Annotated in this window: 24 protein-coding genes and 1 pseudogene; 8 read left to right on the forward strand and 17 right to left on the reverse strand. The window is 60.6% G+C overall.

The features are described from left to right. Positions 1–28 precede the first annotated feature (28 nt). The 7 genes and pseudogenes from AC1RMF_RS06155 to AC1RMF_RS06185 all read right to left on the reverse strand — a co-directional run bounded on the left by AC1RMF_RS06155 (position 29) and on the right by AC1RMF_RS06185 (position 7,426). Entirely contained in the window at positions 29–448 is a 420-nt protein-coding gene (locus tag AC1RMF_RS06155) for a DUF2946 domain-containing protein (RefSeq protein ID WP_493140464.1), read from the reverse strand. A gap of 116 nt (positions 449–564) precedes the next feature. Further along, positions 565–1,242 carry a nitroreductase gene (locus AC1RMF_RS06160; protein ID WP_493140466.1) on the reverse strand — a complete coding sequence of 226 codons (678 nt, stop codon included), beginning with the start codon at positions 1,240–1,242 and terminating at the stop codon, positions 565–567. A 54-nt stretch (positions 1,243–1,296) separates the two neighbouring features. Further along, positions 1,297–2,436 carry a type VI secretion system protein TssA gene (locus tag AC1RMF_RS06165; RefSeq protein ID WP_493140469.1) on the reverse strand — a complete coding sequence of 380 codons (1,140 nt, stop codon included), beginning with the start codon at positions 2,434–2,436 and terminating at the stop codon, positions 1,297–1,299. Beyond that, entirely contained in the window at positions 2,433–3,485 is a 1,053-nt protein-coding gene (tssG, locus tag AC1RMF_RS06170) for a type VI secretion system baseplate subunit TssG (RefSeq protein WP_493140471.1), read from the reverse strand. Before tssG ends, AC1RMF_RS06165 begins: the two co-directional genes overlap by 4 nt. Then, positions 3,485–5,788, reverse strand: coding sequence for a type VI secretion system baseplate subunit TssF (gene tssF, locus AC1RMF_RS06175; RefSeq protein WP_493140788.1), 2,304 nt, complete (start codon positions 5,786–5,788; stop codon positions 3,485–3,487). Before tssF ends, tssG begins: the two co-directional genes overlap by 1 nt. 297 nt (positions 5,789–6,085) lie before the next feature. Further along, positions 6,086–6,445, reverse strand: a pseudogene (locus AC1RMF_RS06180) (Clp protease N-terminal domain-containing protein); the annotation flags it as partial. A gap of 519 nt (positions 6,446–6,964) precedes the next feature. Beyond that, entirely contained in the window at positions 6,965–7,426 is a 462-nt protein-coding gene (locus AC1RMF_RS06185; protein WP_493140473.1) for a MarR family winged helix-turn-helix transcriptional regulator, read from the reverse strand. A 72-nt stretch (positions 7,427–7,498) separates the two neighbouring features. Here AC1RMF_RS06185 and AC1RMF_RS06190 point away from each other — a divergent pair, with 72 nt between their 5' ends. Continuing rightward, positions 7,499–8,050 carry a PaaI family thioesterase gene (locus AC1RMF_RS06190; protein WP_493140474.1) on the forward strand — a complete coding sequence of 184 codons (552 nt, stop codon included), beginning with the start codon at positions 7,499–7,501 and terminating at the stop codon, positions 8,048–8,050. 13 nt (positions 8,051–8,063) lie between these two features. On the opposite strand, the gene AC1RMF_RS06195 is transcribed toward AC1RMF_RS06190, so the two are convergent. Both AC1RMF_RS06195 and AC1RMF_RS06200 read right to left on the reverse strand, forming a co-directional pair. Continuing rightward, the gene (locus tag AC1RMF_RS06195; RefSeq protein WP_493140476.1) at positions 8,064–9,212 is read right to left on the reverse strand and encodes an HD-GYP domain-containing protein; all 1,149 of its coding nucleotides are present in this window, start codon (positions 9,210–9,212) and stop codon (positions 8,064–8,066) included. Positions 9,213–9,347: 135 nt separating this feature from the next. Continuing rightward, positions 9,348–9,695 carry a collagen-like protein gene (locus AC1RMF_RS06200; RefSeq protein WP_493140479.1) on the reverse strand — a complete coding sequence of 116 codons (348 nt, stop codon included), beginning with the start codon at positions 9,693–9,695 and terminating at the stop codon, positions 9,348–9,350. A 196-nt stretch (positions 9,696–9,891) separates the two neighbouring features. On the opposite strand from AC1RMF_RS06200, the gene AC1RMF_RS06205 reads away from it, so the two are divergent. Then, positions 9,892–10,533 carry an MBL fold metallo-hydrolase gene (locus tag AC1RMF_RS06205; RefSeq protein ID WP_493140481.1) on the forward strand — a complete coding sequence of 214 codons (642 nt, stop codon included), beginning with the start codon at positions 9,892–9,894 and terminating at the stop codon, positions 10,531–10,533. On the opposite strand, the gene AC1RMF_RS06210 is transcribed toward AC1RMF_RS06205, so the two are convergent. Together AC1RMF_RS06210 and ruvB are read right to left on the reverse strand one after the other, a co-directional pair. Then, on the reverse strand, positions 10,512–11,102 hold the full coding sequence (locus AC1RMF_RS06210; protein WP_493140483.1) for a 5-formyltetrahydrofolate cyclo-ligase: 591 nt from the start codon (positions 11,100–11,102) through the stop codon (positions 10,512–10,514). The two genes, AC1RMF_RS06205 and AC1RMF_RS06210, sit on opposite strands and share 22 nt — an antisense overlap. Positions 11,103–11,104: 2 nt before the next feature. Beyond that, on the reverse strand, positions 11,105–12,163 hold the full coding sequence (gene ruvB, locus AC1RMF_RS06215; RefSeq protein WP_342618842.1) for a Holliday junction branch migration DNA helicase RuvB: 1,059 nt from the start codon (positions 12,161–12,163) through the stop codon (positions 11,105–11,107). 168 nt (positions 12,164–12,331) lie between these two features. On the opposite strand from ruvB, the gene AC1RMF_RS06220 reads away from it, so the two are divergent. Further along, a complete protein-coding gene (locus tag AC1RMF_RS06220; RefSeq protein WP_342618843.1) occupies positions 12,332–13,552 on the forward strand; it encodes a carbonic anhydrase in 1,221 nt (406 codons plus the stop codon). Position 13,553: 1 nt separating this feature from the next. Here the strand turns inward: AC1RMF_RS06220 and ruvA are convergent, their stop codons facing one another. Continuing rightward, positions 13,554–14,126: a Holliday junction branch migration protein RuvA gene (ruvA, locus tag AC1RMF_RS06225; RefSeq protein ID WP_493140486.1), complete on the reverse strand. Its 573-nt coding sequence runs from the start codon at positions 14,124–14,126 to the stop codon at positions 13,554–13,556. 52 nt (positions 14,127–14,178) lie between these two features. On the opposite strand from ruvA, the gene AC1RMF_RS06230 reads away from it, so the two are divergent. The 3 genes from AC1RMF_RS06230 to AC1RMF_RS06240 are packed head-to-tail and all read left to right on the forward strand — an operon-like array spanning position 14,179 to position 16,569. After that, positions 14,179–15,192, forward strand: coding sequence for a PhoH family protein (locus tag AC1RMF_RS06230; protein ID WP_493140488.1), 1,014 nt, complete (start codon positions 14,179–14,181; stop codon positions 15,190–15,192). Next, positions 15,189–15,641, forward strand: coding sequence for an rRNA maturation RNase YbeY (gene ybeY / locus AC1RMF_RS06235; protein WP_342618846.1), 453 nt, complete (start codon positions 15,189–15,191; stop codon positions 15,639–15,641). Before AC1RMF_RS06230 ends, ybeY begins: the two co-directional genes overlap by 4 nt. A 4-nt stretch (positions 15,642–15,645) precedes the next feature. Continuing rightward, positions 15,646–16,569 (forward strand): transglycosylase SLT domain-containing protein, encoded by a 924-nt coding sequence (locus AC1RMF_RS06240; protein WP_493140491.1) that lies wholly within the window; start codon positions 15,646–15,648, stop codon positions 16,567–16,569. On the opposite strand, the gene dtd is transcribed toward AC1RMF_RS06240, so the two are convergent. Together dtd and tyrS are read right to left on the reverse strand one after the other, a co-directional pair. Next, positions 16,563–17,036, reverse strand: a complete 474-nt coding sequence (gene dtd / locus AC1RMF_RS06245; protein ID WP_493140493.1) for a D-aminoacyl-tRNA deacylase — start codon at positions 17,034–17,036, stop codon at positions 16,563–16,565. The two genes, AC1RMF_RS06240 and dtd, sit on opposite strands and share 7 nt — an antisense overlap. An 8-nt stretch (positions 17,037–17,044) precedes the next feature. Then, on the reverse strand, positions 17,045–18,289 hold the full coding sequence (gene tyrS, locus AC1RMF_RS06250) for a tyrosine--tRNA ligase (protein WP_493140495.1): 1,245 nt from the start codon (positions 18,287–18,289) through the stop codon (positions 17,045–17,047). Between the two features lie 122 nt (positions 18,290–18,411). On the opposite strand from tyrS, the gene AC1RMF_RS06255 reads away from it, so the two are divergent. Together AC1RMF_RS06255 and AC1RMF_RS06260 are read left to right on the forward strand one after the other, a co-directional pair. Then, entirely contained in the window at positions 18,412–19,782 is a 1,371-nt protein-coding gene (locus AC1RMF_RS06255; protein ID WP_493140497.1) for a M23 family metallopeptidase, read from the forward strand. A gap of 23 nt (positions 19,783–19,805) precedes the next feature. After that, positions 19,806–20,921 (forward strand): anhydro-N-acetylmuramic acid kinase, encoded by a 1,116-nt coding sequence (locus AC1RMF_RS06260; RefSeq protein WP_493140499.1) that lies wholly within the window; start codon positions 19,806–19,808, stop codon positions 20,919–20,921. Between the two features lie 17 nt (positions 20,922–20,938). Here the strand turns inward: AC1RMF_RS06260 and erpA are convergent, their stop codons facing one another. The 3 genes from erpA to AC1RMF_RS06275 are packed head-to-tail and all read right to left on the reverse strand — an operon-like array spanning position 20,939 to position 22,508. Then, the gene (gene erpA / locus AC1RMF_RS06265; protein ID WP_342618852.1) at positions 20,939–21,304 is read right to left on the reverse strand and encodes an iron-sulfur cluster insertion protein ErpA; all 366 of its coding nucleotides are present in this window, start codon (positions 21,302–21,304) and stop codon (positions 20,939–20,941) included. Between the two features lie 60 nt (positions 21,305–21,364). After that, positions 21,365–21,760, reverse strand: coding sequence for a bactofilin family protein (locus AC1RMF_RS06270; protein ID WP_493140501.1), 396 nt, complete (start codon positions 21,758–21,760; stop codon positions 21,365–21,367). A gap of 19 nt (positions 21,761–21,779) precedes the next feature. After that, the gene (locus AC1RMF_RS06275) at positions 21,780–22,508 is read right to left on the reverse strand and encodes a DUF6776 family protein (RefSeq protein ID WP_493140503.1); all 729 of its coding nucleotides are present in this window, start codon (positions 22,506–22,508) and stop codon (positions 21,780–21,782) included. Positions 22,509–22,564: the final 56 nt, after the last annotated feature.

The following is a 22,564-nucleotide window of genomic DNA, read 5'->3' on the forward strand; positions in this document are numbered from 1 at the left end:
GAATAGCGCACGAAGCGCTAAGAAACCATCAGGCCAAGAAGGGAGGAGCGCGCAGGGCGGGTGTCGCCCAGAGGTGACGCAACGGCAGGAAGAAAACCGCCGTCGTTTGAATAGGCCCCAGCGAGCTGCTGTCGCGCACCGCCCCACCTTCGGCGGGCGGCACGAGTGCAAAAGAACCTGCGTGGGTCAAGCAATACTGGCACTTGGCGAAGTGCGTCAAGTCCTGGGGAGCATCTGCCGGACTGGCCGTGGACCGCTCCAGCAGGTGACCGCTTGCGTCCACCTTGACCCAAGTGCTGCCCTGCACGGAGCACACTTCCGTCCAGGTGGCTGAATTCTGCTGCTGGTCAACGGCTATGGCATGCGCAACCACCGGCATCAACGCATTCAACAGGATTGCCATGATGGCAATCCATGTGGTCCAGATGCGTCGGGTGTGGTGGTTCATGACGGAAGAAAGTATACGTGTGCCCGTATCGAAAGAGACAGCCTTCACTCGCCTTTGTTTCCTCTGGCAAATGGCTTGATCGCGATCAAACGCGTCAACGCGCTGGAAACTGCCCCCTAACCAATCACGCGGAAGTATTCGTCCAGCTCGCAGCGTGTGGTGACGGTGCGGTTCACCGGCGCATCTTCATCCGCATAGCCCAAGGCCATGCCACACACCACCACGCTCTTGTCGTCCAAGCCCAGGTGGCGGCGAATCAGGCCAGGGTAGGACGCCAGGGCACCCACCGCACACGTTGCCAGCCCACGCGCATGCGCCGCCAGCATCAGGCCGTACAGCATCATGCCCAGGTCCATGTAACCACCGCTGCCAAAGTCGCGGTCAATGGTCACCACCAGTGCCACCGGCGCATCGAAGAAACGGAAGTTGCGCTCAAACTGCTGGTCGCGCCCGGCCCTGTCATCCCGCTCGATCTGCAACGCCCCATACAGTGCACGCGCCGCCGCCACCTGTCGGCGCCTGAGCACCGAAGGCATGGGCCGGGGAAAGTACGCATAGTCCTCCACCTCCTGCTGCCCCGCACGGAAGGCCTGCACTAGGTCATCACACAGCGCGGCACGCACCGCGCCCTGCACCGCGTAGAACATGCCGGGCTGCAGGTTCGCGCCACTGGGCGCTTGACGCGCGCTCTGCAACACGTCGCGCAGTACGTCATCTGCCACGGCGGTGGGCCGGAAGGCGCGGATGGAGCAGCGGGTGTTGATGAGGGTGTGGAATGGGGCAGGCAGCGTCACAAAGTGTCGAAAAGGAAGATGGGGCAACCCCCATTATCTGCCCCACCGACACGCCTAATCGTCTCTGTCCCATGCCTGCATCAGATCGGGAGGAATCATGGTTGCAACCTCTGAGAAGCGTTTGCCCCACATACGGTCCGCTTGTTTGATGAGAATGGCGACGGGGCTGCTCGGTTCGTGGTGTTCAATCCACGCGCGCACTTGCCGCAGGAGCACACGAATTTGCTCCCGCTCTTGGGCAACACAGCCCTGTGTCTGCATGGGCAGGGTCATGGCGACGGATCGCGTGTCACGTTCTGATGCACCATGTTCGCTGAGCAGCAAGGCTGCATCTTGAGCACCGGACATTCCCGACCCCGCAAGCGTATGTGCGTCCTCTTGTCGGACTTCGTCTGCGTATGTCTTGACACTGCGCTTTGGCACTTCGGCAAAGGAAGCCAACGAAGATAGCAGTCGTAGCAACGGCCCTAGATCAGGTGCATCTTCATGCAAAGAAGCTTTGCTCCATCGATCAATGCCCTGCACACATTGGCCACAATGCAGTAAGGCATGCAGGCTGGCGTCACCGCGCTCGAACAAGTCCGCTAGTTGACGTTTGACGCCCTCCGGGTCCAGCGCATAGGGTGGACGCGGAAAGGCAAAGGCACGCTCCACATCACGCACACTCAGGCGAAAGGCCGTACTGCTGCTGACAACCACATCACGTACGTCACCCAGCAAACCGTCCGGGTCGCACAAGGCGGCCAGGGCGTTGGCTCGCACTGCGGGGTCGTGCTGACCATCCAGAATAAGTTGAGGATGCACCTGTTCCGGATAGGCGTGCAGAACAGCCAGAAGTGCATTCAGCCCTGCCAGCAAACCACTGGCACCGGCCATGCGGCAGCGCGCACGGGTAAACCACACCAGAATGGAAATATCCTTGCTACGAAGGTACAGCCGTCGTGCGTCGCGCTCTATTTCCAGCCATTCGGGTGCCTCAGATTTGGCCTGAAACTTGCCATATTGCACATCCGCCTTGGGTTCCAGTCGGGCTCGCAATACGGCGTATTCAGCGTCGTACTCCAGGTTTTCTCCGCAGGGTTGCGCTTCACTGACAGGAGCAGTCCATTCCGGCGCGACCATGGGCAGTTCAGGAACCGCGGTAGCTTGCGCGCCGCCGGTAAACACGGAGAACAGTTGTTTCAGAGGGTTCATGCGTTATAACTTTCCGGTTCGAACAGCATGCCGCTAACGGGTTTTGCTTTGGCCTCTGTGGCGTTGGAGCCCATCCATGTTGACCAGCCCAATTGGGTCTCATCGCCCAAGCGGCTCTGTGGGGCTGATGCACTGTCAATAAGCAGTTCAACTTCCCAAACATATTCAAAGCCAATGAAAGAACGCACGAGCTCAATCAGCGCAGGTAGATCTTTGCCAGTGGCTGAACCCTGTGGCGTCAAGCGCAGGTACCCGTCCATGCTCAGCGGTCCAATGACTAGCCGGAAACGGGACTGCCGATCAGGAACAACCTCCCCCGCCATGGCACCTTCCCCCAGAATGCTGGAACGCCGCGGTTGCCCCAGAACACACCGGTCCTGGGATTCGATAGGCATCCACTGCAACATGTACTCACACAATTGAACGGGAACACCGAAGAAGCGGGATAGCGTACTGACCAGCCCGTCTGGGTTACGCGCCGCACGCACGCGGTGGGCGCTGCTGGCCCAGCGGGCATGGGAGGCCAGCGCACTGTCCCGCACTTCGGTTGGTTCGTCACCGGCCAAGCGGGCAACGTAGGGCGTGAAAGTCTCCTGATCCGCCCTATCCAGCCCCACGGCACTTTGGCTTTGTGACCAGGCGCGGTAAATGTGGGTGAAGGCACGATGGTGAAACAGATCAATAAAGTCGGCCAGCGTGTTGTCGCGCTTGGCTTCTACACGCTCACGCACCAGCTCGGTGAAGTGGATGGGCAATGCGCCGTTGGGCCCCAGGGAACCCAAACCAAACAGTTTGATGTGGGCACGTGAGCGACCGTCGCTACCCGGCTTGACTTCGATCTTGGCCAGCTCCCGCGGCGCAAAGGCCAAGCTGGCTTGCTGCCCGAGTCGAAAAGACTCCTGTTGTGGACGTTGCGCTTTTCCGATGGCGGGCATTGACGGATCCGTTGCAGCCAGCTTGCGCAAGAGAGGCAAAAATCCGTGTGCCCAAGGTCGCACTTGCGCGTCGTTCAAAGTGGCATTGGCCTGGGGGGAGATGGCGCCCCGCATCACACAATACCTCGCGTGCCCATGCGAACTGGCCAGCTTGCAATTTGGCCACGTTGCATGGACTCCAGCCGCGTTTGGGTGAACACGTTGATACTCACGTGGCGGGCAAGGTAGTGCTCAAGCACCAGGCCCATCAAATAGGGGCTGACGCCGCTGAAGGCATCTTCATCGACCGTGATGTCACACTGCACGCCTCGGCCATATACCAATGGACCGCTACCCGGCAATCGCCGGGTGACCGGTGTTACACGGCTGCCAATCAACCCTTCCACCTGTTTGGATGCTATGAGATCGTCTGTCCACACAAACAATCGCAGCATGTCCCGCAGCGCCTGCGCGCCCTGGCGGGTATCCATGTCCACCAAAGGCAGGTAGTTGAAGTTGAGTTGCCGAATCAGCCGCCATGCCATTTCGCTCTGCGCAAACGGTGAACGCGGCTGACTGGGTGGCCGCACCAGCCCCACCGCGCTCACAGGTACAGAGTCCTTCACGCTCAAGTCGGAGTAGCCGTTGCGGGGAACCAGACGGGGAAGGTCACGGTTGGTCAACAAGGCCTGTACGCTCAGGTACCGCAAAGGCTCGGCGTAAGGTGCCTCATGCTGATCCACCAGGCTGACGAATACTTCGGTCCCCACGTATGGGGTGCGTGTTCCGTACTTGCGCGCATTGTCCGACGCCAAACGACCTTCACGCCGCAAACTGAAGTAGCGGCCATGGTTGCCCTCATCCTGGTTCAGCGTTTGGTACATAGGGCGAAAAACCTGCTCCTGTGTGGTTTCCGACTTCTGCGCACTCATCTCATGGACGCTAAATACCTCAAAATCCATGGGGCGTGAACGGTCTGGCACCATGTGGAACTCGGTCTGACCGGGATTCAACTCCAGACGATCCATGCGCTTGTCAAACAAGTTCACAACGGGCGTGCAGAACAACGCAAACTGGTCTTTATCCACCAAACCACTCAGCTTGGCCGTGTCTTGAGTTAGCAGCACAACCACTTCAGCCACTTTGCCCTGGATACGTGAAAGACCAGGGGCCAACCCCTGCAGTGCAAAGAAATAGAACCGACTCGGGCAGGAAAAATATTCGTGCAACAGGTTGTGGCCGTGCCAGACATTCCACGCAAGCGGTAGCAGACTTTGCCCAGGCTCCAGCCCCTCATGGACCAAGGCGTCCTGAGTCACTACATGCGGTTGGTCCGCCATGCTGCCCGGAACGCCAACCAGCAAGGCCACCCCACTGGCGTGCAACAACTCGAACAGATGGGACGCTATGCCTGTCCAATCAGCGACGATGGATGCCACGACACCTTCATTGACTTCCACGTGAATCGAAGGTTTGTCACCTTGCAGACATTCCAGCTCAAGCTCCAGGCGCTGTACCTCCTGCGTCTGCTCCAGCTTGTTGTCCATACCCTCAGGCGATTGCAATAGCCCACGTATTGACAGGATGGCAGTAGTCAGGGAACGAATGCGTTCACTCTGGGCAAGATGCCAATCGCGTTGCCCCTCCAGCGCTGCTACGCGCGTTTGCAATTCATCCAACGCTCGCTCGCGCGACTTGCCTATAGAAGCCTCTTGCAGCAACAAACATTGCTCACCCTTGAGTGCATCCAACTCGGCATCTACCTGCTGCAGCGCCTGCGAAGGCGTATGGAGGGACATGGCAACGCGAGCACAGGCTGTATCCAACAGACTGATGGCCTTGTCTGGTAGCTGCCGCGCGGGTATGTATCGATGCGATAACGTAACCGCAGCCCTTACTGCCTCTTCCAGAATCGTTACACCGTGGTGTCTGGAAAAGACTGGAACCAGACCACGCACCATGTTGATGGCAGCCACCTCTTGCGGCTCCGGGACTTGCAACACTTGAAAGCGGCGCGTAAGTGCAGGGTCCTTTTCGACGTGCTTTTTGTATTCGGACCAAGTAGTTGCACCGATGACGCGTAAAACGCCTCGAGCCAGTGCTGGCTTGAGCAGGTTGGCAGCATCACCCGTCCCGGACTGCCCCCCAGCACCTACAAGAGTGTGCACTTCGTCGACAAAAAGAATGATCGGAGCTGGAGCGCCGCAAGCCTCATTGATCACCGACTTCAGGCGGGACTCGAACTCCCCCCGCATGCTGGCGCCTGCCAGCAAGGCGCCCACATCCAAACTAAGGATTCGTACCGACTGAAGGCTGGGAGGAACCTTCTTGGAGGCAATGGCCAAAGCCAGCCCCTCCACAACCGCCGTCTTGCCTACACCCGCCTCGCCAGTGAGCAAGGGGTTGTTCTGTCTGCGACGTAGGAGAATGTCGGCCATCGTGCGAATCTCTTGTTCGCGCCCTACAACCGGGTCAATGGCGCCTTCCCTGGCCAGCGCAGTGAGGTCAGTGCAATAAAGGGAGAGTGGTGATTTGCTGTCCACCGCATGCCCCCAAGCGTTGCTTGCATCTCCCGGAACGGCGCTCTTCAGGTTTGTAGCGTCGTATGCCTCTTGCTGGTCTTCACGGGAACCCGAAATAATGCTCGGGAAGTCCTCGGTAATTTGCGCAGTCGGAATTTGCTGGAAAGTAGGCGATATTCCTATCATCAACCGCCGCAGTTCAGGCGTTTGAAGCATGGCAGCGATCAGCCATCCCGACCGTATGCGCTTATCACCAATGGTCAGACTTGCGAATACCCATGCACGTTCAATTGCCAATTCAATCGTATGGCTAAAGTCGTTGAGGCCAGACGCCCCATTTGGAAGCTGCGCCAACGCAACTGTGAGATCTTTCTCCAACTGAGCGGCGTCGATTCCATAATGGATAGTCAGTCGCTGGAAATCTCCACCAGGTGTCTGCCATATCTGGTGCAGCCAGTGCACCACTTCCACATACGGGTTGCCCCGCAATTTCGCAAAAGCAGTAGCGGATTCAATAGCGCGGAACAACTCTACGCTCAACTTTCCAAATAACGCACGGCGAGGAATGTTCATGCGTGCGCTCTCAGATACTTCGCTACATGCGAGCACTCACTTTGAAAGTAAAACCTGAGCTTCTTTCGCTTCTCTTGAACGATCCCCAGCCAACGGGAAATAACTCCAATACTTGCACTCATACCTGCAAACTTCCCTATTGCTAGACATTTTTAAACTGACCGGCAGGCACTTGCCTGTGCGCGGAGCAAATGTGAGCAACGAGAAATTTCGGCTTCAGGAAAGCACCCTAGCACTTGATCGAGATCCAACGATCTCGTCTTCAGAAACCGAATACATGCGACGATCGGATCACCCTGGTACTCTTGACGCTATCGCGAGTTTTATTTACGTAACATCATTCGACACGCAGTCTTGCGGGAGCAAACAATCGAGCCTTTTATGCGCTGAAATTTCTTGTTGCGCAGCGACTATTGCTTGTTTTGAGGAAATGCTCGACCAACTTTGTCTTTTGGCGAACAAATTTTGAAAATTGATTTTGGAAGTGACGCAGCCGACTGTCCGCGCGTCCGACCGCTGCTACGGATTGTGTGTTGTGTCCGCCAATAACTCCAACGAGTCATCAATCAACTGATGTAACGCATTGACCCGCTGCGCACCCAACACCTGATTGATCCCCTCCTGCGCCACCTTCCATCTGCGCTGTGCCTCCGTGCGCTTGGCTTGGCCTTCGGGCGTGGCGGATAGCAGCAGGCTGCGGGCATCGGCGCCCGGGCCTGTGGTGAGCCAGCCGGCGTCCACCAGCGGCTTGAGGTTGCGTGAGAGTGTGGAGGTGCTGACCTTCATCTCGGCGGCCAGGTCCACTGCGCGTATGGGGCCGAGCTTGACCACGTACGACAGCAGGGAATATTGCGTGCCCTTGAGGCCTACCTTGCCCATTTCGTCGTCGTAGTGCTGCGCGATGCGGCGCATGAGTTGGCGCAGCTTGAGGTTGGTGCAACCCTGGGGTTTTGGTTCTGCCGGTTTGACAGTGGTTCGCATAGCATTTATTGTATATACATCTGTTGCATATGCAACATATTAGTCAACAAACACCAAGAGGAAACACACAGCATGGCGCATTCATCCACCATCGACGCATGGCTCGCGCAGGAGCAGGAAGTCTTGGCCCGCATGCACGCGGGCGCCGGGCCTGGCGCGCTGCAGGCGCAGCATGTGAGCGGCAAGAACGGTCTGGAGATGATGCAGGCCATGTTGCTTGGCGAAGTGCCCTACCCGCCCATCGCGCAGACGCTGGACTTCACCCTGTTGGAGGTGGAAGAAGGCCGCGCCGTCTTTCAGGGCACGCCGGGCGAAAAGCACCTCAACCCCATGGGCACCATCCACGGCGGCTGGTATGCCACGCTGCTGGACTCGGCCCTGGGCTGCGCGGTGCACACCATGATGCCGGTGGGGCGTGGCTACACCACGGCGGAGCTGAGCGTCAACCTAGTGCGCGCCATTGGGCCGAACGTGCAGCGCGTACGCGCTGAGGGGCGCATCATCCACTGCGGCCGCCAGTTGGCCACTGCCGATGCACGCATCGTCGGGCCCGACGGCACGCTGTATGCGCATGGCACCACAACCTGCCTGGTGTTTGAGATGCGCCCGCAGAAAGCCGCTTGAGCGCCGGCGCTATCTATTTCGGCGCCACGGTGGCGTAGCCGTAGATTCTTTCAGGTGGGATGCGTGCAATATTCGGCGGCAGAGGTGCCTTGCCAGCAATAGCGTGCTCGGGCAGCGCGGTGTCGTAATGCAGGGTGTGGGTAATGGACGCGCCCTTGGCGTCAATGATGCAAGCCACTTTGGGGCAACGGGGGTTCTCAGCCCTGCGCATGACCAACGCGGTTTCGCCGGACACCAGCTTGACAACCTCGCCCGGCGGATAGATTCCAAACTCCTTGATGACGGCGTTGGATAGGGGGCCGCCTTTGTCTTCTTCATACAGCTGTTTGGCAGCTTCCCGTATGGACAGGGCCGAGCGAAGAATGCGGGGGCTGATCTTTGCCATGAAGACGTCCGCCACACGCAGCGCCACAGCTATCTCGGCCACCTCTTTCAGGCCCTGGGGATAGCCACTGCCGTCGGTGCGCTCGTGGTGTTGCAACACGGCGGTCAGCCACTCGGGGTCAGTGACTCCGGCCTTTTGCAGCCACTCATGCGCCTCGCCTGGATGGCGGCGGATCTGGTTCTTCTGGCTCTCACGCATGGGCACGTCCTGCTTGGCCATTTGGCCTTGCAGTGTCAGCACCGGGATGTTCATGGAAATGGCTGCGCACATCAGGCTGTTCACGCGCGGTTGCGGCCAGTTCATGCGACGGGCGATGAGCAGGCACAACACAGCCGTCTGAATGGAGTGGCTGAAACCGTAGAAATAGAGGTCCGCGTTTTCTTGCCGAACAGCGTGATACAGCGCGATATCTACGTCCTTGTCGACCAGGTCAACCAACGACCGGACAAAGCCCTGAATGCGCTCGGCGGCATCGATTGGCTCTCTCAATGCCTCAACCAGAAGGCGCATCTCGTTGGGCAGATCGTCCCAAATGGAAAACAGATTGACCGGGCGCTTGGGACTGCTTATTGCTGATTGCGAGACAAGCAGACTCTCTGCGGCCTTTGCCTCTTCAAAGTCAACGAAGGCGCCGCGCTCCAGCAGGGCGTCGAGCTGCACTTGGCTATCAACTACCTGCCCCTTGGATAGAAGAAGGCGTTCATCGGCATCCCGGACATTCCAAGGCAACGGGACGCCCAACTTGACTTTTGCAGCAGGCAGTCTCAATAGCTTCATTTGGTGTCACATGTCGGGGTGGCCAATGATGCCACCCTTTAATGTGAACTATTACCACCTTTCTCCCAAATGCCACTAGGGTTTTCACGTAAGCCGTGCGCTTCAGACTGGAGCGTCGTTGCCCAGGGCAAGAAGCTATTTTTCTGGCGGAACAATGATGACGGTACTGCCACTGGCTCCTGTATTTCCCGTATTCCCTTTGGCTCCGGTATTGCCTGTATCGCCCATGGCGCCAGTGTCTCCAGTGGACCCCGTTGCACCTTGAACGCCGGCATTGCCCGTATTGCCTTTGTCCCCTGTGCTCCCGGTACTGCCAACACTGCCGGTATTGCCCGTGTTACCCGTTGCTCCCTGCCCGCCAGCATTGCCCGTGTTGCCTGTATTCCCGGTATTGCCGGTCGCACCTTGAGGTCCCGGGGGGCCATTACATGCTCCTAAGCCCAGCAGCAAAATGAGAGCTGCCGATGGAATTGCGTATTTCATAAAAAAGGTCCTTCAGTTACAAGCGGTCACATTGATTCGCTGCTTGAACTTTGGACCGAAGGACACAAGGAGTCTGTTTGCCAGCGCACTGCGTGCGCAGACGCACGTGCCTTGAATACCCTGCCACGCTCTTGTCTTAAGATACCTTTGATTCCACCCACTTCCTTGCGTTGCTATTGGTTTCGCAGGTTTCTCCATGCTGCAATACCAAACGATTCCCGTCACGCCCTTTCAACAGAACTGCTCGCTGGTCTGGTGCGACCAGACCCGCTCTGCAGCGGTCATAGACCCCGGTGGCGATTTGCCGCGCATCCTGGCCGAGGTAAAGCGCCTGGACCTTAAGCTGGAGCAGATCTGGCTCACGCACGCCCACATCGACCATGCCGGTGGCACGGCAGAGCTGGCGCGTCAGTTGTCCCTGCCCATCATCGGGCCGCACCAGGGCGACCAGTTCTGGATAGACGGGCTGGCGCAGCAGGGAAAGATGTTCGGCTTTCCGCATGCCGAGGTATTCACGCCCACGCGCTGGCTGGTGGATGGCGACACGGTCACCATTGGCAACAGCACGCTGCAGGTGCGGCACTGTCCGGGCCACACGCCGGGGCATGTGGTGTTCTACTCAGCCGAGGCCAAGCGCGCGTTTGTGGGTGACGTGCTGTTTGCGGGCTCCATAGGCCGTACCGACTTTCCGCAAGGCGATCACGATGCGCTGATTGCCAGCATCCGCGAGCGCCTCTGGCCCATGGGCAGCGACACGGTGTTCATCCCCGGCCACGGACCGGAGAGCACCTTTGGCCGCGAGCGCCGCAGCAACCCTTATGTTGCTGACGGGGTTTGAATCGGGAAGATGCCGCGCTCGGTCACCACGTAGTCCATGGGCAGGTCAAAGTCCTGCGGGTGGATGGTGTCCAGGCGTGAGAGCTCGTAGGCCACGCCGATGGTGAGCGGCCTGGGTTGGATGCTGGCCAGCGTGCGGTCATAAAAACCACCGCCGTAACCCAGGCGGTAGCCCGCCGCATCAAAGCCCACCGGCGGCATGATGAGCGCCTGCGGGGTCACCACGTCGGTGCCATCGGGCACGGGAATGTCGTACACACCAGTAGTCATGGCCACACCGGGCCACCAGGCGCGAAAGCGCAGCGGCTCGGCCTTGCGCACCACCTCGGGCAGCGCGGCAGTGGCGCCCAGGTCGCGGAAGTGGTGTACCGCAAACCGCGGGTCAAACTCCCCCTGGTAGGGCCAATACAGGCCTATGGTCATGCCGGTGAGCTGGGGGAAGCCGTCGATCAGATGCTGGGTGATGGCGGCGTTCCAGGCCTTGCGATCCGCGTCCGACACGGCCATGCGCCTGGCAATCAGCTCCTTGCGCGTGGCGGCCTTCCAAGCCTTGATGTCTTCGGGCGCCATGGTCACAGCAGAGGCAGTTCGCCATCGCGCTGAGGTGCGGCCACGCCCAGATGGCGGTAGGCTGCCAGCGTGGCAATGCGTCCACGCGGCGTGCGCTGCAAAAAGCCTTGCTGGATCAGGTAAGGCTCGATCACGTCTTCAATGGTTTCGCGCTCTTCACCGATGCTGGCGGCAATGTTGTCCAGCCCCACCGGGCCGCCGTCAAAGCGGTGGATCACCGCCTCCAGCAGCTTGCGGTCCATCAGGTCAAAGCCCTGCGGGTCCACGTCCAACATGGCCAGCGCGCGGTTGGCAATGTCCAGCGTGATAGTGCCCTTGCCCTTGACGTCGGCATAGTCACGCACGCGGCGCAGCAGGCGGTTGGCAATACGGGGCGTGCCGCGCGAGCGGCGAGCGATCTCGAAGCCGCCCTCTTCGTCCATGGGCACGTTCAGCAAACCGGCGCTGCGCGTCACGATGCGCTGCAGCTCCTGCGAGGTGTAGAACTCCAGCCGCGCCACGATGCCGAAGCGGTCACGCAGCGGGTTGGTCAGCATGCCGGCACGGGTGGTGGCGCCCACCAGGGTGAAGGGCTGCAGATCGAGCTTGATGGAGCGGGCAGCAGGGCCTTCGCCGATCATGATGTCGATCTTGTAGTCTTCCAGCGCGGGGTAGAGGATTTCCTCCACCACGGGCGAGAGGCGGTGGATTTCATCGATGAACAGTACGTCGTTCTTTTCCAGGTTGGTCAGCAGCGCGGCCAGGTCTTTGGGCTTTTCCAGCACGGGGCCGCTGGTCTGGCGCAGGTTGACGCCCAGCTCGTGGGCAATGATGTGCGACAGCGTGGTCTTGCCCAGGCCCGGTGGGCCGAACAGCAGCACATGGTCCAGCGCTTCGGAGCGCATCTTGGCCGCGCCTATGAAGATTTCCAACTGTTCGCGCACCTTGGCTTGCCCCACGTACTCGTCCAGCAGCTTGGGGCGCAGGGCGCGTTCAATCGCCTCTTCCTGGGGCGAAGTCGGGGCGGCCGACACCATGCGCAAAGGCGGTGCGGCAGAAAAATCGTCGGTCTGGATACTCACAGGATCATTCGCAAAAAAGGGGGGACGGGCGTCGGGACCCACTATAGCGCGTGGCGCCCTACCCGGTAGGCAAACTCAAGTTGGACAGGATTTGCGCCGATACTGTGGACAAACGCCTCCAGAAGTTGGACCTGTACGGTACATGTCCATGCGGCTCCAAAGACCACAATGAATACAAAGACCCGTCCTGCCATTGCCCAACGCCTTGCGCTGAACCTGCTGTTCGCTAGCGGTTTGTTGCTGGGCCTGTGGTCTGCCGGCCTTGTCCACGCCGAGGAGAAGGTTGAGAAGATAGAAAAGATTGAGCTGATCGAGCTGCCGCTCAACAAGAACCGGAAGGTCGAAAAGCCGGTAGCCAAGGAAGCGGCAGCAGCATCCTCTGCCCCAGCAGTCAGCGGCAAACTCACGCCGGCCGCACCGACCACAGAGCATGCGGCCCCAGCCGAACCCGAAGCGCCCGCCGGAAGCGAGTCGGTCCGCCAGCTCAAGCAGGCGCTCTCAGCCATTGGCACGCCCAGCAAGAAGCCCGAGGATGCCAACAAGCGCATCACCCTGACCAACACCGGCACCAAGCGAAGCTCCTCCACAAAATCAGCGGCAGAACCCAGCGGCGACAGCCGCCAGTACATCCGGGCGCGGGCCATGGCGCTGGCCAATGGCGAACAGCCAGTTGCCCACGGCGCAGCGGCAGAAGGCCATGGCGGCGAGGTGCACTGGTCCTACGAAGGTGAAAACGGCCCGCAGAACTGGGGCAAGCTCAAGCCCGAGTTCAACCTGTGTGCCATCGGCAAGCGCCAATCCCCCATCGCCATTCGCGATGACGCCACCCTGCTCGGCCCGGCCGAGCCCATCCGCTTCATCTACACACCCAGCCGCGGTACCGTGGTCAACAACGGGCACACCATCCAGGTGGATGTGGAGGGCGAAAACTCCATCACCGTGCGCGGCTCCACCTACAAGCTGCTGCAGTTCCACTTCCACACGCCGTCGGAAGAGATGATCAACGCCAAGCGCTATGCCATGGTGGCGCACCTGGTGCATAAGAATGACGCCGGGCAATTGGCCGTGGTTGCCGTACTGCTGGAGCAAGGCGAACCCAACCCGCTGATCGACACCGTCTGGACCTATTTGCCGCTGGACACCAATGACCGGGTGGGCGTTCCGGAGGGTCTGATCGATATGAACAAGCTGCTGCCCACCGACCAGCGCTACTACCAGTTCATCGGCTCACTGACTACGCCACCCTGCACCGAGGGCGTGCTGTGGATGGTTTTGAAGCAGCCGCTGCGCCTGAGCCCGGCGCAGTTCCGGGTGTTCAGCCAGCTGTTCCCGCTCAATGCCCGGCCGGTGCAACCGCTCAACGGTCGCCCGGTGCGCGAAGCCAAATAGTCTATTTGGCCAGCGCGCGAAGCGCCAGCTTGATGCCGTCGCTCACGCCCACATCGGCCGGCAGTGCCTTGAGGGCCGCTGCTGCTTCCTTGTCGCTGTAGCCCAGTGCCAGCAATGCCTGCAGGATGTCGCCCTGCGCGCCGCTGGAGCCGCCCGCCGGTGCACCGATGTCGGCGCCCAGCTTGCCCTTGAGCTCCAGCAACAGGCGCTCTGCGGTCTTCTTGCCGATGCCGGGCACCTTGATCAGGCGCCCTACTTCCTGCAGGGTCACGGCCTGTGCCAGATCGGCCACGCCCATGCCCGAGAGGACCGACAGCGCCGTGCGCGGGCCGACACCGGAAATCTTGATGAGTTCACGAAATGCCTCGCGCTCGGTGCTGGAGCCAAAGCCATAGAGGATTTGCGCATCCTCGCGCACCACGAAGTGGGTCAGCAAGCTGACTTTTTCGCCAGCTGCGGGCAGGTTGTAGAACGTGCTCATGGGTACTTGCACCTCGTAGCCCACGCCGCCGCAGTCCACGATGACCTGGGGCGGATTCTTGTCGCTGAGGATGCCGGTGAGCTTGCCAATCATTTTGTGCCTATCATGGGGTTACTTGGTTCTATTGCCTTCAGGAATTATCAGCTTGATTCTCAGACACCTGTTCACCCCGCTGAACAACACCCGCCTGTCGCACTTGTGCGGCCCCACCGACGAACACCTGCGCACCATTGAGATTGCCCTGGACGTGCGCATTGCGCACCGCCATGAGCAATTCAAGGTGGAGGGCGCCAAGGCCAAAGCCCAGCGCGCCATGGACATGCTGCAGGCGCTGTACGAAATCGCCTCGCGTCCGATTGCCCCGGCCACGGTGCAGCTCATGCTGGCGGGCGACGGTTCGGCGGAAGCGGCGGCAGGCCCTACCCTGTCCACGCGCCGTGCCGACCTCAAGCCGCGTACGCAAAACCAGGCCTTGTACCTGGACAACATTGCCGAGTTCGACATCACCTTCGGCATTGGCCCGGCAGGTACCGGCAAGACCTATCTCGCCGTGGCCGCGGCTGTGGATGCACTGCAGCGCAGTGCGGTGCAGCGCATTGTGCTGACGCGCCCGGCTGTTGAGGCGGGTGAGAGGCTGGGCTTTCTGCCCGGAGACTTGAACCAGAAGGTAGACCCCTACCTGCGCCCGCTCTATGACGCGCTCTATGACTTGATGGGCTATGACCAGGTGCACAAGGCCTTTGAACGCCAGGCGCTGGAAATTGCACCCTTGGCCTTCATGCGCGGGCGCACCCTCAACAACGCCTTTGTGATCCTGGACGAGGCGCAGAACACCACGCCCGAGCAGATGAAGATGTTTCTGACGCGGGTAGGCTTTGGCACCAAGACCGTCATCACCGGTGATCTGACCCAGATCGATCTGCCCAAGGCGCAGCTGAGTGGGTTGGTGGAAGCGGAGCGCATCTTGCGCCGTGTGCCTGGCATTGCCATTACCCGTCTCACCAGTGCTGACATCGTGCGCCACCCGCTGGTTGCGCGCATCGTGGACGCCTACGACGCTGCGCGGCTGAGCGACCTGCCGCCCATCGCCGTGCCGGAGCCCGTGCCTGAGGCGCCTCGCGTCGGCCTGCCCAAAACCCGTTCGCCCAAGGTGCGTTGATGTTGCATTCGCTTTCACTCTCGCTGCAGTTCGGCGATATCGCCTACGCCGCACGCCACCGCGCCGCACTGCCGCGCCACAAGGTCATACGCTGGATCCGCCATGCGCTGGATGCTGACGCCGAGATCACGGTGCGCATCGTCGATGCTGAAGAAGGCCAGGCCTTGAACCGCGATTTCCGCAAGAAAGACTACGCCACCAACGTGCTGACCTTTGACTACACCCAGGCGCCCCTGGTCACTGCCGATCTGGTGCTGTGTGCGCCGGTGGTCGCCAAGGAGGCCAAGGAGCAAGGCAAGACATTGCAGGCCCACTATGCCCACCTGATCGTGCACGGCACCTTGCACGCCCAGGGCTGGGACCACGAGACCTCCAAGGCCGATGCGGAAGCGATGGAAGCCCGCGAAATCGACATACTGAGCGGACTGGGGTTCAAGAACCCGTATTGACACCATGCGCATGCATACCCGCATCTGGGTGTGGCTCCTTGTTCTGGGCTGGGGCAGCGCCGTGTGTGCAGCGTCACCAGACAGCGACGCCACGCAATTGCCGCCTGCAGTCGCCCTGCTCCTTCAAAAGGCGCAGGAGGACGAGCAAAACCCGGCTACCTATGAAGGCATGTGGCAGGCAGCCAATCGCTATTGCACGGCGTCCCGGATGGGGAGCACCGAGGCCCAGTTCCGCCTGGGCATGCTGTTCGCCTTCGGTCGCGGCGTACCCGAGAGCCAGGAATTGGCTGCGTCACTGTTCTCGCTAGCCGCCAATCAGGGGCATGCACAGGCCCTCGCCATGCTCGACACCATCCGCATGACCAGCAACACCCTGCCCGACTGCGTGATGCAGGCTTCTGCACCGCCCAGGGGCTCCAGACCTGGCGCCACGGATGCACTCGTCGCTGGCATTGACAAGCACCTGGACGATCTGCCCAGGAACCGACGCTGGATCATCGATCTGGTGGGCACCCAGGCGCGCTGGAACGCGGTGGACCCGCGCCTGATCCTGAGCATCATCGCCGCCGAGTCCAACTTCGAGACGACGGCCACCTCACCCAAATCGGCCATGGGTCTGATGCAGCTGATTCCGGCCACGGCCGAGCGCTTCAATGTGCAGAGCGCCTACAACGCGACGCAGAACATCCGGGCCGGCCTGAGCTATGTGCGCTGGCTGCTGTCGTACTACCAGGGGGACCTGAAGCTGGCACTGGCGGCCTACAACTCCGGCGAAGGTGTGGTGGACCGGTACAAGGGCATTCCGCCCTTCAAGGAAACCAGGGCCTATGTGCAGAAGGTGATCGCCCTGTATGGCAAGGCCACACATCCATTCGACGACAAGGCTGGCAAGGTCTCGCCCATTCTGGGCAAGCTCATCCGTTACTGAGGAGTGGCTGCGGGCTCTATCCGCATGGGGATGGTGATAGGGCCGTCATTCACCAGCTCGACAGCCATCTCGGTTGCAAAGCGGCCGGTCTGCACGATGGGATGCGCCGACCGTGCCTGAGCCACAAAGTGGTCAAACAGCTGGCGCCCCAGTTCAGGTGCCGCCGCGTTGGTAAAGCTCGGGCGGTTGCCGCCGCGCAGGTCGGCCGCCAGGGTGAACTGGCTCACGATCAGCAAGCCGCCCTGGGTGCCCTGGCCGTCGATGTTCTGGATGCTCAGGTTCATCTTGCCCTGGGCGTCGCTGAACACGCGCAACTTCAGCAGCTTGGCCAGCAGCTTGTCCGCCTCCGTGGGCGTGTCACCTTGCTCGGCGCACACCAGCACCAGAAAGCCGCGGCCGATCTCGCCGACGATTTCGCCTTCCACGGTGACCTTGGCGCGACTGACGCGCTGTACCAGAGCCAGCATGCAGTGTGTTAGGACAGCGTGACGCGGGCGAACTTGCGCTTGCCCACCTGCAGCACATAGGTGCCGGCAGAGAGCTTGAGGCCCTTGTCGCTCACCACATTGCTGTCAATACGCACACCGCCTCCGTCTATTAGGCGATTGCCTTCACCGCTGGAGGCCGCAAGCCCCGCGGACTTGAGCAGCGCACCGATGCCCACGGCAGCACCGCCCTCGCCCAATGGCAGGCTGATTTCCTGAATCTCGTCCGGAATGCCGCCCTTGCTGCGGTTGATGAAGTCCTGCTCGGCGGCTTCGGCCGCGGATGCCGAGTGAAAGCGCGCGGTGATTTCCTTGGCCAGCGCCACCTTGGCGTCCTTGGGGTTGCGGCCCGCTTCCACCTCGGCCTTGAGCGCGGAAATGGCCGCTTCGGACTGGAAGCTCAACAGCGTGTACCACTTCCACATCAGCACGTCGGAAATACTCAGCACCTTGGCAAACATGGTGTTGGGCTCTTCGGAAATGCCGATGTAGTTGTTCTTGCTCTTGGACATTTTGTCCACGCCGTCCGTTCCCTCCAGCAGCGGCATGGTCAGAATGCACTGCGGCTCCTGACCGTACTCGGCCTGCAGATGGCGGCCCATCAGCAGGTTGAATTTCTGGTCGGTGCCACCCAGCTCCAGGTCGCTCTTGAGCGCCACGCTGTCGTAACCTTGCATCAACGGGTACAGGAACTCATGCACGGCGATGGGCGTACCGGCGGTGTAGCGCTGGTGGAAGTCATTGCGCTCCATCATGCGCGCCACGGTGTAGCGCGATGCCAGCTGGATCATGCCGCGGGCACCCAGCGGATCGCTCCACTCACTGTTGTAGCGGATCTCGGTCTTGCTGGGGTCCAGCACCAGGCTGGCCTGCTTGTAGTAGGTCTCGGCGTTGACCTTGATCTGTTCGACTGTGAGTGGCGGGCGCGTGCTGTTGCGGCCTGAAGGATCGCCAATCATGCTGGTGAAGTCACCAATCAGGAAAATGACCGTGTGGCCCAGATCCTGCAACTGACGCATCTTGTTGAGCACCACCGTGTGTCCGATATGGATGTCCGGCGCAGTGGGGTCCAGCCCCAGCTTGATGCGCAGCGGCCTGCCCGTCGACTCGGATCTGATCAGCTTCTTGACCCAATCATCCTGGGGAATGAGCTCTTCGCAACCACGCAGCGTCACCGCCAGGGCCGCTCGAACACGGTCAGATATCACAATATGGGAGTTTGAGGCTTGATTCATAAGGGTTTTCAGGCGGGCCGGTCGGCCGGTGGCCGCTATACTGCGGAGTAAGTCCTGCAACGTGCAAGGGACTTGCGGCTGGATTTTAGTCGCCCTTGCCATGCCCCCCTGGAGCACCTAACTTGATACGCGCCACCGAACGCACTGTGAAAGAGCTGTGGGCCGACGCTGCTGCACTGCTGTCACGCCACCCCAAACGAATCGCTGCCGTCTTCACCGCCTTTCTGCTGACTGGAACCGGATTGACATATGCCGTAGCCAATCTGGCTCCAGACGCATCGGATCTCCCCGTTCACAACATCACCGAATCGCTGGTTACGCCGCTGCTGGACCAGCAGATTGACGCCATTCAGAACCAGGCGCTAAAGCTGTACCGCTCGGACTTCACCCGCTCCACCGACACGGCCGAAACGCTGCTCAAGCGTGTGGGGATTTTTGACCCCCAGGCGGCCGCCTTTTTGCGCACCAATCCGTTGGTGCAGAAGAATCTGTTGGGCCGCGTAGGCCGTGCGGTGACGGCAGAGGCGAGCGGAAGCAACGGCCTGCTCAAGCTGCAAGCCCGCTGGAGTCCGGATGAGGATGGCACTTTCAAACGCCTTACGGTGGAAAAGACAGACACTGGCTTCACCTCCCGCCTGGAAACCCTGCCCCTGGTCGCCTCTTCGCGCATGGCCAGCGGCGTCATCTCTACCAACCTGTTTGCAGCCACGGACGAAGCCCGGATCCCCGATTCCGTGGCCAACCAGCTGGCCGACATCTTCTCCGGCGACATCGACTTCCACCGCGCCCTGCGCAAGGGCGACCGGTTTTCCGTCGTGTACGAGACGCTTGAAGGCGATGGCGAACCGCTGCGCGCCGGACGGGTGCTCAGTACCGAGTTCGTCAACGGAGGCAAGTCCTACCAAGCCATGTGGTTTGAAGACCCCGAATCCGCCGTTCGTGGCGTGCACAAAGGCGGCTACTACACCTTGGCCGGCGAAAGCCTGAAGCGCGCGTTCCTGGCTTCGCCCATGGAGTTCTCACGCATTACCAGCGGCTTCAAGATGCGTTTTCATCCCATTCTGCAGGTCTGGAAGGCCCATCTGGGCGTGGACTACGCCGCTGCCGTTGGTACGCCCGTGCGCAGCGTCGGCGACGGCGTCGTGGAGTTTGCCGGCGTGCAGAACGGTTACGGCAATGTGGTGAAGATCAAGCACCAGGGCCAGATCAGCACGGTCTACGCCCATTTGAGTCGCATCAATGTGCGAGTGGGTCAGTCCGTTGCGCAGAGTCAGACCATTGGTCTGGTGGGCATGACGGGCTGGGCAACTGGACCTCATTTGCACTTCGAGTACCGGGTGAACGGCGCGTACCAAGACCCGCAAACCATCGCTCGACGCAACGACACCCAGCCATTGGCCACTGCCTTGAGGCCCCTGTTCGACAAGGCGGCCGCCCAAGCGCGTGACGCCCTGGCCGCAGCCCGTCAGACGCAGCTGACCAGCATCGAATAGGTCTGCGCAAGCGCAAGATGGTCATGTCCGACCTCTACATCGGCCTGATGTCGGGCACTTCGCTGGATGGCGTGGACGGTGTTTTGGTGGATTTTTCTTCGGTGCAGCCGCGCGTCCTGAGCCACGCCACCCAAGGTTTTGATGACCGGTTCCGGGCAGAACTGTTGCAGCTCAACACCTCCGGGAGGGATGAGTTGCACCGCGCCGCATTGGCCGCCAACGAATTGGCTCGGGTCTATGCCTTGGTTGTGAAACGGCTTCTGGAAACCACCGGAACCCAACCTGCGCAGGTGCGCGCCGTAGGTGCGCATGGGCAGACCGTGCGCCACCGACCACAGCAGTTCGATGGCACCGGCTATACCTTGCAACTGAACCAGCCCGGTCTTTTGGCCGAACTGTGCGGCATGGATGTGGTCGCCGATTTCCGCAGCCGGGACGTGGCCGCCGGTGGCCAGGGGGCGCCGCTGGTTCCGCCGTTTCATCAAGCGCTATTTGGCCAGCTTCCAGGCGTAACGGCGGTACTCAACATTGGTGGCATCTCCAACCTCTCGTTGCTCAATGCCAGCGGCGCCGGAAGTCTCATCGGTTTTGATTGCGGCCCCGGAAATGCGCTGATGGACGCCTGGAGCCAAACCCACACCGGACAGGCTTTTGACGCAGAGGGCCGCTGGGCGGCAGCCGGTACGGTGCATGCCGGATTGCTGCAGAGTCTGTTGAGCGAGCCCTTTCTTGCATTGCCGGCGCCCAAGAGCACGGGGCGCGATTTGTTCAACGGCCCTTGGCTGCAAGCGCATTTGCAGTCATTTGCCCACGTGTCTGCCCAGGATGTACAAGCAACCCTGACGGAACTGACCGCGCAGGCGTGTGCCGACAGCCTGCTGAAGCAGGCACCAGACTGCAAGCGGCTGATTGTTTGCGGTGGCGGCGCCCTCAATACCCACCTCATGTCCAGGCTGCGGGCTCTGCTTCCCGGTTGTGACGTAGCCAGTTCTGCCGTGCACGGGCTGCCACCGTCGCAGGTTGAGGCAACCGCCTTTGCCTGGTTGGCCCACCAGTGCTTGGAGCGCCAGACTGGGAGCGTCCAAAGTGTTACGGGCGCCAGAGGCGCCCGCATCCTGGGTGCAATCTACCCCGCCTGACAGGCGAGGTGTAACTTTCAGGTCGAGAAGGAAGAGCCGCAACCACACGTTGTGGTGGCATTGGGGTTCTTGATGACGAACTGGGCACCCTGCAAGTCTTCCTTGTAGTCGATCTCGGCACCCACCAGGTACTGGTAGCTCATGGCGTCAATCAGCAAGGACACACCATTCTTTGTCATGGTGGTGTCGTCTTCGTTGGTGATTTCGTCAAAGGTGAAGCCGTACTGGAAGCCGGAACAGCCACCACCCTGCACGAATACGCGCAATTTCAGTTCGGGGTTGCCCTCCTCGGCAATCAGGTCAGCAACCTTGGCCGCCGCGCTATCCGTAAAGAGAATGGGGGCGGGCATTTCGGTCTGTACATTTTCGGCAACGGCGCTCATGGGGGACTCCTGTCAGTTCTGCAATACCGCAATACTACACAAAAAAGCTCGGGAATTCTTTCAAGGGTTATTTGCCGCTAGTTTCAGTGCGGGCTTTTCCTCGCCTTCGAGCAGCGGACACAGCTGACCCGCGATCAGGGCGCCCAGATGCATTTCCAGCGCAGCATAGTGCACGTCACCTTCGATACGGGATTTGGGCTGCAGTTCAAGCAATTGGCGGGCATGGACCGGTCCGCAGACCGTGCCGTTCAGGATGATGTGGTCGGCGGTGACGGCCCCTTCAATCCTGGCCATCTCCGATATCACCAGCAGGCTGGGCTGGCCGGTGTCGGCCTGGACGTCTCCGCTGACCTCGCCGTCAATGCGAAGCCCTTCGCTGAAGAAAATATTGCCCGCAATGCGGCTTCCCTCGGCGATCAGGCTTTTGATAGGGGGCTGCTTCTTCTTGTTGAACATGGTTCACCTTGTGGGGCATCTACATCTTCAGAGTCTGCGTGGCACGCAGCGCATTGCCTTCCAGCACCCGCGCCATCACACTCTTGACAACGACTTGTGCAGGCACTTCCAGAGCGCCCTGCAGGCGCCCGTATTGTCGGACGGTAAAGCTTTGCGAACCACCGGGCAGATTGGTTACCCAAGGCTTGCCACCCAGGGTGCCACTAAAGGTCAGCTCCAGACGGCCACTGAACTCCGCAACATTCTTGCCGGACTGAATGACCAGCGCCTGCCATTTCAGGTCCTTGCCATTTTGGATTTCCGCCTGAAGCCCCCGGATGGCCACGCCTTCCGCGCCAGTGGAAGGAATGAGTTTCTCGAAAAAACCCAGGTCGTCGCGCAAGGACTGGTTTTCAGTCTGCATCTGCTTGACCTGCTCCAGCAGCTTCTCCTCGGAAGCTTTGCCCACGGTTACCAGCGTGCCCGCGGTGTTGGCAATCAGTTGGGCTTTGTCTCGCTCCTCCTGCAGCCTGGCCAGCTCTTCGCGCAACCTCGCCATTTGAGAGCGCAGGACGACCAGTTCCGCTTTGGCGCCATGGTCCAGTCCCGCAATGTCCTTGCCAAACTCGAACGCCCAAAGCCCGATCGCAGCACAGAACCCCAGAACAATCGCTGCCACCGCCCAGCGGAAAGGCCAAGGCAAGGCGCTTCGCACTGCCATGCGAGGCGCGCTGATGGTGAGTCGGCGAAGAAACAGGCGCAGTTTCATGGAGGCCGCAGTCTAGCAGGCACCATGAAAAAAGCCGCTGAAACTTGCATTCCAGC

Source organism: Rhodoferax sp. GW822-FHT04A08 (genome assembly GCF_058801025.1).

What these genes read in the sequence shown, in the direction of transcription:
- AC1RMF_RS06165 (WP_493140469.1), bottom strand. Translation starts at nt 2,436, where the DNA reads ATGAACCCTCTGAAACAACTGTTCTCCGTGTTTACCGGCGGCGCGCAA.
- erpA (WP_342618852.1), bottom strand. Translation starts at nt 21,304, where the DNA reads ATGAGCGCCGTTGCCGAAAATGTACAGACCGAAATGCCCGCCCCCATT.
- ruvA (WP_493140486.1), bottom strand. Translation starts at nt 14,126, where the DNA reads ATGATTGGCAAGCTCACCGGCATCCTCAGCGACAAGAATCCGCCCCAG.
- AC1RMF_RS06155 (WP_493140464.1), bottom strand. Translation starts at nt 448, where the DNA reads ATGAACCACCACACCCGACGCATCTGGACCACATGGATTGCCATCATG.
- dtd (WP_493140493.1), bottom strand. Translation starts at nt 17,036, where the DNA reads ATGCTGGCTCTGGTACAGCGCGTCAGTCGCGCCAAGGTCACCGTGGAA.
- AC1RMF_RS06185 (WP_493140473.1), bottom strand. Translation starts at nt 7,426, where the DNA reads ATGCGAACCACTGTCAAACCGGCAGAACCAAAACCCCAGGGTTGCACC.
- AC1RMF_RS06260 (WP_493140499.1), top strand. Translation starts at nt 19,806, where the DNA reads ATGTCCGACCTCTACATCGGCCTGATGTCGGGCACTTCGCTGGATGGC.
- AC1RMF_RS06275 (WP_493140503.1), bottom strand. Translation starts at nt 22,508, where the DNA reads ATGAAACTGCGCCTGTTTCTTCGCCGACTCACCATCAGCGCGCCTCGC.
- AC1RMF_RS06240 (WP_493140491.1), top strand. Translation starts at nt 15,646, where the DNA reads ATGCGCATGCATACCCGCATCTGGGTGTGGCTCCTTGTTCTGGGCTGG.
- AC1RMF_RS06220 (WP_342618843.1), top strand. Translation starts at nt 12,332, where the DNA reads ATGAATACAAAGACCCGTCCTGCCATTGCCCAACGCCTTGCGCTGAAC.
- AC1RMF_RS06195 (WP_493140476.1), bottom strand. Translation starts at nt 9,212, where the DNA reads ATGAAGCTATTGAGACTGCCTGCTGCAAAAGTCAAGTTGGGCGTCCCG.
- tssF (WP_493140788.1), bottom strand. Translation starts at nt 5,788, where the DNA reads ATGGCCGACATTCTCCTACGTCGCAGACAGAACAACCCCTTGCTCACT.
- tssG (WP_493140471.1), bottom strand. Translation starts at nt 3,485, where the DNA reads ATGCGGGGCGCCATCTCCCCCCAGGCCAATGCCACTTTGAACGACGCG.
- AC1RMF_RS06200 (WP_493140479.1), bottom strand. Translation starts at nt 9,695, where the DNA reads ATGAAATACGCAATTCCATCGGCAGCTCTCATTTTGCTGCTGGGCTTA.
- AC1RMF_RS06210 (WP_493140483.1), bottom strand. Translation starts at nt 11,102, where the DNA reads ATGGCGCCCGAAGACATCAAGGCTTGGAAGGCCGCCACGCGCAAGGAG.
- AC1RMF_RS06190 (WP_493140474.1), top strand. Translation starts at nt 7,499, where the DNA reads ATGGCGCATTCATCCACCATCGACGCATGGCTCGCGCAGGAGCAGGAA.
- AC1RMF_RS06270 (WP_493140501.1), bottom strand. Translation starts at nt 21,760, where the DNA reads ATGTTCAACAAGAAGAAGCAGCCCCCTATCAAAAGCCTGATCGCCGAG.
- AC1RMF_RS06205 (WP_493140481.1), top strand. Translation starts at nt 9,892, where the DNA reads ATGCTGCAATACCAAACGATTCCCGTCACGCCCTTTCAACAGAACTGC.
- tyrS (WP_493140495.1), bottom strand. Translation starts at nt 18,289, where the DNA reads ATGAATCAAGCCTCAAACTCCCATATTGTGATATCTGACCGTGTTCGA.